The sequence below is a fragment of the Flavobacterium johnsoniae genome (assembly GCF_030388325.1).
GTDB lineage: Bacteria > Bacteroidota > Bacteroidia > Flavobacteriales > Flavobacteriaceae > Flavobacterium > Flavobacterium johnsoniae_C.
The window spans coordinates 2,057,799-2,071,823 of the sequence record NZ_CP103794.1 but is presented as its reverse complement, the minus strand read 5'-3'; the positions used below and the strand labels follow the sequence as shown (position 1 = coordinate 2,071,823).

Annotated in this window: 13 protein-coding genes; 2 read left to right on the top strand and 11 right to left on the bottom strand. The window is 32.7% G+C overall.

The features are described 5' to 3' along the window. Window positions 1-164: 164 nt before the first annotated feature. From lipB to NYQ10_RS09125, 4 genes are all read right to left on the bottom strand, one after another. Window positions 165-863 (bottom strand): lipoyl(octanoyl) transferase LipB, encoded by a 699-nt coding sequence (lipB, locus tag NYQ10_RS09140; protein WP_289880182.1) that lies wholly within the window; start codon window positions 861-863, stop codon window positions 165-167. Between the two features lie 5 nt (window positions 864-868). Then, window positions 869-1,621, bottom strand: a complete 753-nt coding sequence (locus NYQ10_RS09135; protein WP_289880180.1) for a hypothetical protein — start codon at window positions 1,619-1,621, stop codon at window positions 869-871. A 68-nt stretch (window positions 1,622-1,689) separates the two neighbouring features. Then, on the bottom strand, window positions 1,690-2,493 hold the full coding sequence (locus NYQ10_RS09130) for a hypothetical protein (RefSeq protein WP_289880177.1): 804 nt from the start codon (window positions 2,491-2,493) through the stop codon (window positions 1,690-1,692). A gap of 57 nt (window positions 2,494-2,550) precedes the next feature. Further along, a complete protein-coding gene (locus NYQ10_RS09125) occupies window positions 2,551-3,276 on the bottom strand; it encodes a hypothetical protein (protein WP_289880176.1) in 726 nt (241 codons plus the stop codon). Between the two features lie 273 nt (window positions 3,277-3,549). Between NYQ10_RS09125 and lysS the strand changes: the two genes are divergently transcribed. After that, window positions 3,550-5,253 carry a lysine--tRNA ligase gene (lysS, locus tag NYQ10_RS09120; RefSeq protein WP_289880175.1) on the top strand — a complete coding sequence of 568 codons (1,704 nt, stop codon included), beginning with the start codon at window positions 3,550-3,552 and terminating at the stop codon, window positions 5,251-5,253. A gap of 208 nt (window positions 5,254-5,461) precedes the next feature. Here lysS and NYQ10_RS09115 read toward each other — a convergent pair whose 3' ends face one another. Continuing rightward, window positions 5,462-6,052 (bottom strand): hypothetical protein, encoded by a 591-nt coding sequence (locus NYQ10_RS09115; protein WP_289880172.1) that lies wholly within the window; start codon window positions 6,050-6,052, stop codon window positions 5,462-5,464. A 31-nt stretch (window positions 6,053-6,083) separates the two neighbouring features. Continuing rightward, complete coding sequence (locus NYQ10_RS09110; protein WP_289880170.1) at window positions 6,084-7,097, bottom strand: 2-hydroxyacid dehydrogenase; 1,014 nt, start codon at window positions 7,095-7,097, stop codon at window positions 6,084-6,086. A gap of 228 nt (window positions 7,098-7,325) precedes the next feature. Between NYQ10_RS09110 and NYQ10_RS09105 the strand changes: the two genes are divergently transcribed. After that, window positions 7,326-7,766 (top strand): hypothetical protein, encoded by a 441-nt coding sequence (locus NYQ10_RS09105; RefSeq protein ID WP_289880167.1) that lies wholly within the window; start codon window positions 7,326-7,328, stop codon window positions 7,764-7,766. A gap of 48 nt (window positions 7,767-7,814) precedes the next feature. On the opposite strand, the gene NYQ10_RS09100 is transcribed toward NYQ10_RS09105, so the two are convergent. The 5 genes from NYQ10_RS09100 to NYQ10_RS09080 form a co-directional block, all read right to left on the bottom strand. Beyond that, entirely contained in the window at window positions 7,815-10,286 is a 2,472-nt protein-coding gene (locus NYQ10_RS09100) for a zinc-dependent metalloprotease (RefSeq protein WP_289880165.1), read from the bottom strand. 161 nt (window positions 10,287-10,447) lie between these two features. Further along, the gene (gene hemL, locus NYQ10_RS09095; RefSeq protein ID WP_289880164.1) at window positions 10,448-11,734 is read right to left on the bottom strand and encodes a glutamate-1-semialdehyde 2,1-aminomutase; all 1,287 of its coding nucleotides are present in this window, start codon (window positions 11,732-11,734) and stop codon (window positions 10,448-10,450) included. A gap of 52 nt (window positions 11,735-11,786) precedes the next feature. Then, window positions 11,787-12,686, bottom strand: a complete 900-nt coding sequence (locus NYQ10_RS09090; RefSeq protein WP_289880161.1) for a glucosaminidase domain-containing protein — start codon at window positions 12,684-12,686, stop codon at window positions 11,787-11,789. Beyond that, window positions 12,679-13,587, bottom strand: coding sequence for a 1-aminocyclopropane-1-carboxylate deaminase/D-cysteine desulfhydrase (locus NYQ10_RS09085; RefSeq protein WP_289880159.1), 909 nt, complete (start codon window positions 13,585-13,587; stop codon window positions 12,679-12,681). Before NYQ10_RS09085 ends, NYQ10_RS09090 begins: the two co-directional genes overlap by 8 nt. Beyond that, complete coding sequence (locus NYQ10_RS09080; protein WP_289880157.1) at window positions 13,584-13,919, bottom strand: hypothetical protein; 336 nt, start codon at window positions 13,917-13,919, stop codon at window positions 13,584-13,586. Before NYQ10_RS09080 ends, NYQ10_RS09085 begins: the two co-directional genes overlap by 4 nt. Window positions 13,920-14,025 lie beyond the last annotated feature (106 nt).

The window sequence follows — 14,025 nt, the reverse complement described above, 5'->3', positions numbered from 1 at the left end:
TTTTGAAATATATTTTTATAAAAAACGATTTCTATTTAATTATTCGAACTCTATTTCAAATTCAAAAAAGAGCTTTTAGACTGAAAACATTGCCTTTTTTAAGAGAAAAAACAAAAAAACCGCTCCAAAAACTAGAAGCGGTTTATAATATTTAGAGGCTTATTTTAAATAAATTCTGCTTCAAATAAATCTTTTAAATGTTTAATAATTTTGGCTTTCACTTCTTCTTCTTCAACTTTTTCAACACCAAGTTCGACATGTAAAGAAGTAACACCTTTTCCGCGAATTCCGCACGGAATAATATTATCAAAATAACCTAAATCTACATTTACATTTAATGCAAATCCGTGCATCGTTACCCAACGTGAAGCTCGAACGCCCATTGCGCATATTTTACGTGCAAACGGAGTTCCTACACCGAGCCAAACTCCAGTTTCTCCATCGCTTCTACCCGATTCTAAACCGTATTCTGTCAATGTCAGAATAATCGATTCTTCTAGAAAACGCAAATATTTATGAATATCGGTAAAGAAGTTTTCTAAATCTAAAATAGGATAACCCACAATTTGTCCGGGTCCGTGATACGTAATATCACCGCCGCGATTGATTTTGTAGAAAGTCGCTCCTTTGGCTTCTAGCTGTTTTTCGTTTAATAATAAATTTTCTAAATCGCCGCTTTTACCCAAAGTATAAACGTGCGGATGCTCAACAAACAATAAATAATTTGGTGTCGGCAGATCAAGTTCTTCTCTTCTGTTTTTGATTTTTAAATCGACTATGTCTTTGAAAATTTCTTCTTGATATTCCCAAGTCGATTTATAATCTTTTTTTCCCAGATCCTGAAGTTGGATTTTTTTGTTCATTTTAATTATTTTTCAAACTCAACATCAAAGTTAAGTTTGTCGGGATTCTCCATATAATCCGTAAAAGAGTATTGAATTGTAAGTGATTTTCGATCGTCGCTAAACAAAGCATTTGGATTAGAGACTTTCTTTATCTTTTTTGGAAAGTGATATTTTACAATATAATTAGAAGATGCAAACATCATTTTAGACATATCTCCAGCAGAATCTTTAGGTTTTGCTGCCAATTTTTGCTGATCGATTACGGCTTTTCTAGTAAATTTCTTTCCGTCATATGTATAACTTAATTTACTATTATTATCTCCAAAACCACTTCCAAGCGGACTCGCGCCAGCTCCGCCTTCTAATTTTTGAAATGTGCTTAAAGTTTGAAGGATATCTTGTAATTCATTTACATTTTTAAAATCGGTTCCTAAAGTCATTAAGAACTGCTTTTTAGTAGAACTCATTTTAGTCGTAACGACAAAGTTTTCTAGTTTTTTAAGTTCTTTTTGAGTTTCTGGAGACAATTTTGAAATACTGTCTTTTTTCTGTTCAAATAATTGCTTGAAAGTAAAAGTTGAATCGATATCTTTTTTGGCATCTTCTCCCATTTGACCAGCAATCTGATCGCCTGCCATTTCCATTAAAGAAGAACCATCCATATCTACAGAAAATTTTCCGGTTCCGTTATCGTTGATGTAAATGTTTTCGGTAAAAGTACAGCTCGTTAATGTTGCTATTAAAAAAGAAAAACTAAGTAATTTATATAATTTCATCGTAGTATAATTTTTTATCAAAGATACAAAGACTATTTTTAAAAATACATCTTATTGAAAACCTCCAATTATTGTTCAAACTCCACTTTGAAACCAAAATCTACACTGCTTTCCTGCATATTCTCTAGCGGAATTTCAACAATAAAACTTTTTCTATCTGATGCTATCACTGCATTTTTGATCGAAATAGTTTTAATCTTTTTAGGAAAATGATATTCTGCTATATATTTACATTCTTTCAGCATTTCATCCATTTGTTTTGAGAACGGATCATCACTCTTTTCTTTCTTAGCTTCTTTTTTCTTTTTAGCTTTTTTATCGTCTTTAGAAGGTGTTACCGATTTAATAAAAACTTTTCCATCATAAAAAATGGTCGTATTAGACTTTTCTTCAGGTTTTGGCGCGGCACTTAAAGCTCCTAATCTTTTTTTGTCTGTCGCCGCCAGCGCTTCTAAACTTTCGGCTGGTGTTGCAATAGTTTTAAAATCTGTTCCTTTAGGAAAATCAATTGACATAGTATATTCGAATTGCTTTTTCTCGTCGTTTACTTTCATGCTAACTTTAAAATTCTCCAAAATTTTAAGTTTTTCTTTTTCTTTCTCCAGCATCTCGATTTTCTCTTTATCTGCATTTGGCAATTTAGAAATACTGTCACTTAACTTGTTAAGCATATCTTTGAAGGTAAAAGTAGTGTCTACGACTTTATTGACTTTGGTAGAATCTGTTTTTTTCATCCCCATTTTATACATCGGAGACATATCAAATCCATAAGAAAACGTTCCAGATCCGTCTTCGTTCATCACGACCTTTTCTTTAAGCGTACAGCTTGCAACACAAAAAATAATAAAAAAACTAAGTAGAATTCTTTTCATAAAAATAGATTTAGGTTATATGGCGAAGATACCTTCTTTTAAAAATTATTTGAAGTTTTATTCTAAAATTACTTCCAAATCTGTCATTTCAGGATTTCGTGAAAAATCGGAAAGCAAAAATTCTAATGTTAAAGATTTTTTGTCTGAACTGATGACTGCTTTTGAATTTGAAACTGATTTTATTTTAAAAGGAAAATGATACTTTAAAATATAATTTTGAACCAATTTTGAAGAACCGTATTTAGTTAAGAATTTCTCCGATTCCTCTTTTGCTTTTTCTAATTCAGCTCTATTTGTGATTGAAACAGACCGTTTAAAAGTTTTTCCATCAAAATTATATTCTATTTTATAATAATGATTTTCGGCGGTCAAAGCATAATTGTGTTGAATATCTGAAGCATAATTTTCTGTTTTAAACAAATCTGGAATTTCAGAAACTTTATTAAAGTGAAGCGAGAGCTCATTTTTATATTCTTTCTCAAAAGAACTTTTCTTAAGACGCACTTTTACATTTTCATATTTTCTAAATAACTGCTGTTCTTCAGCGGTATATCTTGAAAAATTTTCTTGGTATTTATTGATATATTCTTTAAAAACATAAGTTGTATCCTGAAAAATATTTTCTTTAGAATATTCTTCGCCAGCCAATTGCATATAACTATTTTCGTCTCTAATTTGTTCGACTTTTATATCGCCGCTTCCGTCCGAATTGATGCTAATAGTTTCGGTAATTTGACAACTTGTAAATAAAATTAGAAATAATAAGTTGGATAGGTATTTCATTTTTTTTGAGAAGATTATGAGTTGCTAAGATAATCAGTTTTTTATTTAATTTCTTACAATATAGAGGTCTAAAAAAAACAAAATGGCCTAATCTAGCCCCGATAGAAGCGGTATCCTTTTTCTTCCGCCGTGGCGGAAGGAAAAGATACAAGCGGATAGCGGGACAAAAGGTGATTGAAATACAATAAATTAATGCTTCAAAAAATCTAAAAACTGCATTCTAAAATTTGCATTCTTTTCTTTATCTTTGCACACTTAAAAAAAGAGCACAAAATGGCATTATCAGAACAAGAAATCATCAGAAGAGAAAAACTTCAAAACTTACGCAATCTGGGAATCAATCCTTATCCAGCAAATCTTTTTCCTGTAAATCATACTTCGAAGCAGATAAAGGAAACTTTTGAGGAAGGAAAGAAGGTTATCGTTGCAGGACGTTTGATGAGTGTTCGTGATCAAGGTAAAGCTTGTTTTGCTGAATTACAAGACAGCGAAGGACGTATTCAATTGTACGTGAATCGCGATGTTTTATGTGAAGGTGACGATAAAACTTTATACAACCAAGTTTTCAAAAAATTAACCGATTTAGGTGATTTTATTGGTATTGAAGGAGAATTGTTTACTACGCAAGTTGGAGCAAAATGTATTCGCGTAAGTGGTTTTACTTTCTTGAGTAAAACGCTACGTCCGCTTCCGTTACCAAAAGTTGACGAAGAAGGAAACGTACACGATGCTTTTAACGACGCTGAATTGCGTTACAGAATGCGTTATGTAGATTTAACTGTAAATCCGCAGGTTAAAGAAACTTTTATTAAACGTACAAAGTTATTTACTGCGATGCGTGGTTATTTTAACGACGCTGGATATTTGGAAGTTGACACTCCTGTTTTGCAGTCAATTCCTGGCGGAGCTTCGGCGAGACCATTTATTACGCACCATAACTCGCTTGATATTCCGCTTTATATGCGTATTGCAAACGAATTATATTTGAAAAGATTAATTGTTGGTGGATTTGAAGGTGTTTATGAGTTCTCTAGAAATTTCCGTAACGAAGGAATGGACAGAACGCATAATCCTGAATTTACTGCAATGGAAATATATGTAGCCTACAAAGACTACAACTGGATGATGGAATTTGCTGAAGGTTTATTGGAACATTGTGCAATAGCTGTAAACGGAACTAGTGAAGTTACTTTTGGCGAGCATACAATCAACTTTAAAGCGCCTTATGCACGCGTTACGATGACAGATTCTATCAAACATTTTACTGGTTTTGACATTTCTGGAAAAACTGAGCAAGAATTGTTTGAAGCTGCGCGCGGAATGGGAATCGAGGTTGACGAAACGATGGGTAAAGGAAAATTAATTGATGAGATTTTTGGAGCTAAATGTGAAGGAAATTATATTCAGCCAACTTTCATTACTGATTATCCTAAAGAAATGTCTCCGCTTTGTAAAGAGCACAGAGATAATCCAGATTTGACTGAGCGTTTTGAATTAATGGTTTGCGGTAAAGAAATTGCAAATGCGTATTCTGAATTAAACGATCCAATTGATCAAAGAGAGCGTTTTGAAGATCAAATGCGTCTTTCTGAAAAAGGTGATGACGAAGCAAACGGAATTATCGACGAAGATTTCTTAAGAGCTCTTGAGTACGGTATGCCTCCAACTTCTGGAATGGGAATTGGAATGGATCGTTTGATTATGTATTTAACGAATAACGCTTCTATTCAAGAAGTTTTATTGTTTCCGCAAATGCGTCCTGAGAAAAAACAAGCTCAAATTGAACTTTCTGATGAAGAAAAAGTTATCATTACTTTATTGAAAGGAAACGAAAATAAAATGGATTTATCTCAACTTAAAGTTTCTGCTAATTTAAGCGGTAAAAAATGGGATGCTTCTATGAAAAACTTATCTAAACACGGTTTGACTAAAGTTGTCGTTGACGGCGAGTTTAAATTTGTGGAATTGGTGGGGTAAATTTTAAATTGAATTTTATAATATTTCAAACCCGATAGGCTATAAAACCTATCGGGTTTTTATTTAGAATTTATATTCCCGACCATCAACCGGACTGAAGTCCGGCCCTACAATATAAATCGAGCTGAAGCTCTTTTCTAGTTCCGAAGGAACAATTCATATTGTAGAGCTGGACTTCAGTCCAGTTTAAATAAATTAAAATTGGAATTTAAAACGAATACTTCTCCAATTTCTTAGAATTAACATCCAAAACCTTTCTACTTTCTTTTTGAACTTTTACAACTTCTTGAACAGATGGATTGGACGGATATTTTCCGCCTTTCATTTTTAAAAGATGAAACTTCCCTCCGCTTTCAAAGATTAAATCATAAAATTTTTCTGTTGATGAAGTCGTTACGCAAATAGGAAAATCGGTTACGGTAAATTTGTTAATTACACTTCCGTCATTATTTAAAATGTAGCCAGAACAACCTCCGCTTCCACAGAAATAGGAATTTGAAAATCCAACAAAATATTCGTTTTTCTTATCGTTATTTAAATCAAATTCTTCATAATAAAAGTAACGATCGTCTTTTGTCAATGCAGGAAGATCACTTTTTAATAAAACATTTAACTGCTTTCTGATTAGTTCAACTGCTTTGTCATCTTTTTGTGGCGCATCACTTAAATCTGCCGTTCCGCCAATTGTTTTAGATAAAGTATCTTGAATAATTGTTTTTACAATATTTTTTGAATCATTTTTATTTTGGCAAGAATGCAATGCCAAGATTCCGATTAGTAATAAAATTTTATTTTTCATAATCGATATTTTAGATTAAATAATTCTAGTTTTAAACCAACAAAGCCGCTTTATTTTCAATATCATTTTTAGCCAACAAAGACTTTATATTATTAAAAGTTACCAAAGCGATCTGAGTCAAGGCTTCATTTGTAAAAAACGCTTGATGCGCCGTTACTAAAACATTCGGAAAACTCATTAAACGCTGAATGGCATCGTCTTGAATAATATCTGCCGATAAATCTCTAAAAAATAATTTCTCTTCCTGTTCGTAAACATCAATTCCTAAATAACCGATTTTACCTTCTTTTAAACCTTCAATAACCGATGCTGTTTCAATTAATCCGCCGCGACTTGTATTAATAATCATAACGCTTTCTTTCATAAAAGAAAGCGAAGTTTTATTGATTATATGTTTCGTCTGATCATTTAGCGGACAATGCAAAGAAATAATATCACTAGATTTGAAAATCTCTTCTAAACCAACAAAAGAAACGCCGTCTTTTTTCATTTCGTCACTTTCTACAATATCATAAGCCAATACCTTACAGCCAAAACCTAATGCTATTTTAGAAAATGCTTTTCCGATATTTCCTGTTCCAATAATTCCGATTGTTTTTCCGAATAAATCAAAACCTAATAATCCGTTTAGAGAAAAATTTTGTTCGCGAACTCTATTATACGCTTTATGCGTTTTTCTGTTTAAAGTCAAAATCATCGCCATCGCATGTTCTGCAACAGCTTGTGGAGAATATGCAGGAACGCGACAAACTTTTATATTATTTTTTTTAGCCGCTTCTAAATCAACGTTATTAAAACCAGCGCAACGCAAAGCAATTATTTTTACTTTTTTTTCTGCTAATTGTTTGATAACTGTTTCGTTTACAATATCATTAACAAAAACACAAACAATTTCACATTCTTCAATTAAAGCTACAGTCTGCGGATTTAATTGTGTTTCGAAAAAATCTAATCTAAAGCCAAATTCTTCATTATATTTATTAAAAAACGTTTTATCGTAAGGTTGTGTAGAGAAAAAAGCGATTTTATTGTTTGCTGGATTCATAGAGTTTGATTTTGAATAGTTCCTTAAAATTAAGAAAATTATTTAAACCTTTAGGATGAAATACTAATCAAACTTAACTTTTCGTTTGCGATATAAAGTTTTACTAACCTAAACAATTTCAGGCAACTAATTTTCGTTTTGTTAAATAAACTATAATTCTGAAAATCAATTTAAACCTAATTAATTTAAAAAAGTCTAATTACTATAAACAATTAAAAAAACTTAACGATGAAAAAATTATTAATTGCTGTTATGCTATTGGTAGGAATAGCAAGTTTTGCACAAGACGCAGATCAAAAACCGGCGCGAGATCACAAAGAAAGAATGACACCGGAACAACGTAACGAAAAACAACTTCAAAAATTAACTTCTGAATTGAGTTTAGATGCTAATCAGCAAGCTCAAGTAAAACAACTTTTAGCAGACAGAAGTGCTAAAGCTGAAAAATTTAGAGAAGCAAGAAAAGATCAAAAAGACAGCAACACAAAACCAACTGCGGCAGAAAAAGCGGCTTTCAAAAAACAAATGGAAGATGAAGTTGCTGCAAACGATGCTAAAATGAAATCGATCTTAAAAGCAGATCAATACACTAAATGGAAAACGCTGCAAGAAGAGAAAAAAGACAAAATGCGTGACAAAATGAAAGAGCGCAGAGAAGATAAAATCTAATTTGATGCATAAAAAAAGAGGCTTTAAAAAGCCTCTTTTTTGTTTTTGTTATTTAATCGGATTCAGTATCAAATCGATTCTTTTGATACAATCTTCGTAATGGTATTTTGTTTCGGTATTTACTGCTCCAGCTTTTCCTGCAACAAGTGATTTCCTCAATGCGCTTAATTCTCCACGAACCAAAGCTCTTAAATCGGATTGAGAAACATTATAAAAAATGGTTGAACGGTCGTTTGGCTTAATTTCTTCGGTCATTAAATATCCCATTCGATCAATATAAGCTCTTTGAAGATTTCTTCTATAAACTGTTACATTCGCAGCTGCACTTGTTTCTTTCCAAATTCCTTTTCGAATGTCTTTAAAGAAATCTAGCGCTTTGTAGTTATCACCGCTTAAAATTTCATTATCCATTAATCTGCCGATTCTTCCTAAGGTCATCAAATTGTTTAGCTGTCTTACTTGTAAGTTTCTAAACTTTTCTGTGTAACCTGCAAATTCAGTATTTTGTAATGTTTTAGTATTTACAATCCAAGTTGGCGATTCGAAAGCATTTTTCTGAAGCCAGTTCATTGCTTCAATTTGCTTAGCTTTTGGAACAACTTCGTACACGCTTCCCTTTTGATTTGGTTTTTTAGTGTTTTCATAAACCCCACCAACATTGGTTACAACATGACCAACATAGCGGCTCCAGCAATCTAAAAGCTCTTTGTATAATTCATCTAAATCTTCGTAATTATTAGTCGCTGTGCTTGTCCATTCACTCAAATGACCTGCAACATATTCTAGATTTTTAAGTCCGTACGAACTTGCTTTCATCGAATTGTTTCCAATATCTTCTGTTTGTGAACTCGGGTCAAAAGCACTGCTTTGTTTTCCGAATTTATAAATCGGATTTCCAGCTTTTTCTAAAATCCATTTATCCAAAGTTGGAGTTTCTGATTCTGGTGATTTTGCGTTAGGAATTACTCTGTAGCCCCAATTTAATGCATAATGATCATAAGCTCCCATTTTACGAATAAAACGAATATTTTGATCGCCAGGTTGTGCGATATAATTGAAACGAGCGTAATCCATTATACTTGCTGAGATTCCGTTTTCTTGTGTAAAAGCTCCATTTCTATAACTTTCTACATCAAAAGAACAACTTGCTCCCATATTATGAGGAAATCCTAATGCATGTCCAACTTCGTGAGCAATAACCATTCGCATCATTTCGCCCATTTCTTCGTCGCTAGTCTGTAAAGTTCTAGCCGACGGATTTGCAGCTCCAGTTTCTAACAAATAGCGATTTCTATAAGAACGTAAATGGTTGTGATACCAAATGACATCACTTTCTATAATTTCGCCAGTTCTTGGATCTGAAACACTTGGCCCAACTGCATTTCGAGTTGTACTTGCAACATATCTAATTACAGAATAACGAACGTCTTCTGGACTAAAATCTGGATCTTCTTCTTTTGTCGGTGCATCTTTCGCAATTATGGCATTTTTAAAACCAGCTGTTTCGAAAGGTTTTTGCCATTCTTCAATTCCTTGTTTGATATATTTTTTTAATTTTTCCGGAGTTGCAGGATCTAAATAATATACAATTGGCTTAATCGGTTCTACCAATTCGCCTCTGTTATAAGCTTCTGGATCTTTTGGTTCTAATCTCCAGCGTCTTATATATGTTTTCAAATCAGATTTCAATTCATTGCTTCCATAATCGTATTGACTAACTGTAAACCAACCAACACGCGGATCGGCTAATCTTGGCTTCATCGGAACTTCTGGCAGTAAAATCATCGATTGATTCATTTGAATGCTGATAGATTCTGATTCTTCCAACATTGATGGTTTAGAAGCATTATAAGTCAAATCCTGAATGACTTCGATATTCATCGGAAAGCTTTTCATCGCATTGATGAAACTTCTCGAGTCGTCTAAACCTTTTACTTTATACTTTTCACGCATTTCTGCGGAAATTCCGCTAATTGCCTTTACATCTGTACTATAAAATTTTGTAACATCAATAACTGTATTTGCCGAATCTTTACTAAAAGCAACAATATCAAAAGCATATAAAGTCGGTTCATAATTATTGGCTTTCACCGAAATACTAATTGGCAAAGAATCATTTGCAACCGAATTATAAGATTTTGATTTGATTAAAATCTTATCCTGAAAACGTTGCCAAACAATTAATTGTTCGTTGGTTTCTGAACCCGCATTTACATAACCTCCACCTAAATTAGAAGGAAGTTTTGCCAATCGGCTTACCAAAAGCATGTCTTTATTTAAATACTTATTCGGAATTTCGAAGTAATATTTCTTATCCACTTTATGAACCGTAAAAAGTCCTTCGTCTGAAACGGCATCTTTGGTTATTACTTTGTTATAATCTTTAATAGAAGATTCTGGCTTCTTTTCTGGTGTAGCTGCTGGAACTTCTTTTTGGTCTTTTTTCTTTTTACTCTGAGCAAATTGTTGAGAGGGTAATAATGCAAATACTATTGCAGATAAAATGAAAAATTTCTTCATTTATGGTAGATTTTATGGTTATTCATCAAACAAAAATAATTTTTCTTGTAACAATACGCTAAATTTCCTTTCTATTAACTTTTTATTAACTTTTTCATTTTGAACAAAAAAAAGCTCACTTTAATTATAAAGTGAGCTTGATATATTTTCTTTTCTATATTTTAGAAAGTCTTCGAAACTTTATCAATTGCATTAATTGTAAAATCTAAATCTTCATACGTTAGCGCATCTGTAATAAACCAAGTTTCGTATGCAGATGGAGCAATGTAAACACCCTCTTGCAATAATCCGTGGAAGAATTTCTTAAACGTTTCGTTATCTCCTTTTGCAGCAGTTTGAAAATCTGTAACTGGATTTGCATCAAAGTGAACTGAAATCATAGAACCAACTCTATTGATTGTAAAAACTATATTATTAGCTTTTAAAACTCTATCGATTCCTGCTTCTAAATAAGCTGTTTTTTCTTCTAAACGAGTAAAGATTTCAGAATCATTATCTAAAGCTTTCAACATCGCTAATCCAGCCGCCATTGCTAATGGATTTCCCGATAAAGTTCCTGCTTGATAAACCGGACCAAGAGGCGCTAAATAATTCATAATTTCTTCGCGTGCAGCAAAAGCCCCAACAGGAAGTCCGCCACCGATAACTTTTCCGAAAGTCACGATATCAGCATTAATTCCATACAATTCCTGAACTCCTCCGCGAGCTAAACGGAAACCTGTCATTACCTCATCAAAAATCAGTAAAATTCCGTTTGCTGTACATAATTCTCTTAAACCTTCAAGAAAACCTTTTGCAGGTGGAATACAGCCCATATTTCCTGCAACTGCTTCGATAATAATGGCAGCAATTTCTCCTTTGTTAGCTTCGATTAAAGTTTTTACATTTTCTAAATCATTGTATTTTGCTAATAAAGTATCCTTTGCAGTTCCTTCTGTAACTCCTGGACTATTTGGCGAACCAAAAGTTACAGCTCCACTTCCTGCCTGAATCAAAAAAGAATCAGAATGTCCGTGATAACAACCTGCAAATTTTACAATTTTATCTCTTTTTGTAAATCCGCGAGCCAGACGAATCGCGCTCATACAAGCTTCTGTACCTGAATTTACAAAACGAATTTTATCAATATTCGGAACCATAGAAACGGCCAAAGCAGCAATTTCTGTTTCCAATTCAGTAGGCATTCCAAATGAAGTTCCCAATTTGGCTTTTTCGATTACCGCATCAACAACTGGCTGATAAGCGTGACCTAAAACCATTGGGCCCCAAGAATTGATGTAATCTATTAATTTGTTTCCGTCTTCATCGTATAAATATGCGCCTTTAGCACTTTTTACAAAAATCGGAGTTCCGCCAACTGCTTTAAACGCTCTTACTGGTGAATTTACTCCTCCCGGAATTACTTTTTCTGCTTCAGCAAAAAGCTGACTACTTCTTTTATATAACATTTTTTATTTTAGATTTCTTGATAATTGTTAATTGTCAATTATCAATTGATAATTATTTAACCTTCAATCTCTGCCCTATCGAAATGGCATTATCCGTTAGATTATTTTTTTTCTTTAAATCTTCAACCAATAAATTGAATTTTTTCGAAATCGAATACAAAGTGTCTCCTTTTTGAACCTCGTAAGAATTCGGATCGTATGAATTCATATTGATTTTTGGATCAGAATTTGCAACTGAAGTCGAACTTCTTGTTGGAGCCGATGTATTTATTGGAGTGTAATTTTTTCCTGTAACCTGACAATCATATTGATGAAGATTGTAACGTTCAATATAACTGATCAATTTATCTGGATATTTTGGATCTGTAGCATAACCTGCTGCTCTCAAACCTTTTGCCCAAGATTTGTAATCGTCTTTTTCGTAAGTAAATAAGGTTTCATAACGTTTTTTTCCAACCAAAAATAAGGCATGATCTCTATACGATTCTGAAGCGTGAGGATATTTTCTAAAGCATTCCTGAGCCGAATCGTCATCATGTCGAACACTTTCTCCCAACCAATCTTTGTGACATTTAATTCCGAAATGATTATTCGCTTCAAGCGCTAAATCTCCTCTTCCTGCACCCGATTCTAAAATTCCCTGAGCCAAAATAATACTCGCAGGAATGCCGTAAGTTTTCATGTTTCCCATTGCAATATCTTTGTATTGCAAGACATAATTATTTATTAAATCACTGGTAACAACAGTTTTAGAAGTAGATTGAATAACCTCAGTTGTATTATTTGTAGAAGGATAATTTTTACCGATTGGTTTTACGGGAGTTGTTTTTTTTGCCGCCGCCGTTCGAGTTTGAACTGCTGCCGCTTTTTTAGTCGTCGCGATGGCAGGCTTACTAGACGAGCAGCTTGCTAAAGCTAATATTACGAGAAGTAATACAATTTTTTTAATCATTGGTTTTGAGTATTGGTAATTTTTTCTGCTTCAATTTTATATTCATTCCTTCAATTCCTTGTAATCCACCGGTGTGAATGAGCAATATTTTTGAATGTGCAGGAAAATAATTTTTGCTGATTAAATCTATAACGCCAAAAACCATCTTTCCTGTATAAATTGGATCTAAAGGCACTTTATTTTCTTCAAAAAAAGCATTAATAAATTCGATTAATTCTAAATTTATCTTGCCATAACCTCCAAAATGATAGTCAGAAATTAAATTCCAGTTATCTTTTTTGGCAAAAATACGAATTTCATCGTTTAAAAAGTCACCTTTTAACGCTGGAAAACCTAAAATCTTCTGATTTGGTCGCGCACTATTTATTAATCCAGAAATAGTTCCGCCAGTTCCAACTGCACAACAAACGTAATTAAAAGCAGAATCTTCATCTGTCAAAATTTCTTCGCAGCCTTTTACCGCAAGCTCATTTGTTCCGCCTTCGGGAACTAAATAAAAATCGCCAAATTTAGCTTTTAACTTTTCTATAAAAGATTTTTCATTTTTAGAACGATAATCTTCGCGAGAAACAAATTCAAACTGCATTCCGTTTTCTTGAGCAAATTTCAAGGTTGGATTTTCTTCAATTTTATCTTGAAGTTCGTCTCCGCGAATTATTCCAATAGTTTTAAAACCTTGTTCTTTTCCTGCAAAAGCTACGGCCGCAATATGATTGGAAAATGCGCCTCCAAAAGTCAATAAAGTTTCTTTGTTTTCAGCTTTCGCTTGAAGTAAATTGTACTTTAATTTTCTGAATTTATTTCCAGAAACAAAAGGATGAATAAGATCTTCACGCTTTATTGTCAAAGAAATATTGTTCAGAAATTGAATATTTATATTTTGATTGAAAACTGGGTTCATTTTATTTTAATATAATGTAGAAACTGAAAAAAATATCGGTTTTTCAAATAATTTATTTCGGATTCTTTTGCGTATGCTTCTCTTTCAAAGCTAATATTTCGATATGCCAAATCTTTGTTTTTGTATTGAATTAAACGAATAAAAAACTCCAAAACATACCAAATAAAAAACGGAAGAATTAGCAATTCGATTTGCTGTCTCAAATGTATTTTTTCATGATTAACGAAAACTCCATTTGATTTATCAAAATCATATTTTACCAACACAAACGGAAATAATGCCATTCCACGATATCCTTTCGGAATTAAATATTTGGCAACAATCAGAAACATTGGCTGTAAAATTTATAAATTTGTAGCTATAAAATTGTTCGATTTCAATAAAATCACAATCAAATATTTATATTTTTGATTTTAAAGTTTATTAAAAAGAACGCGA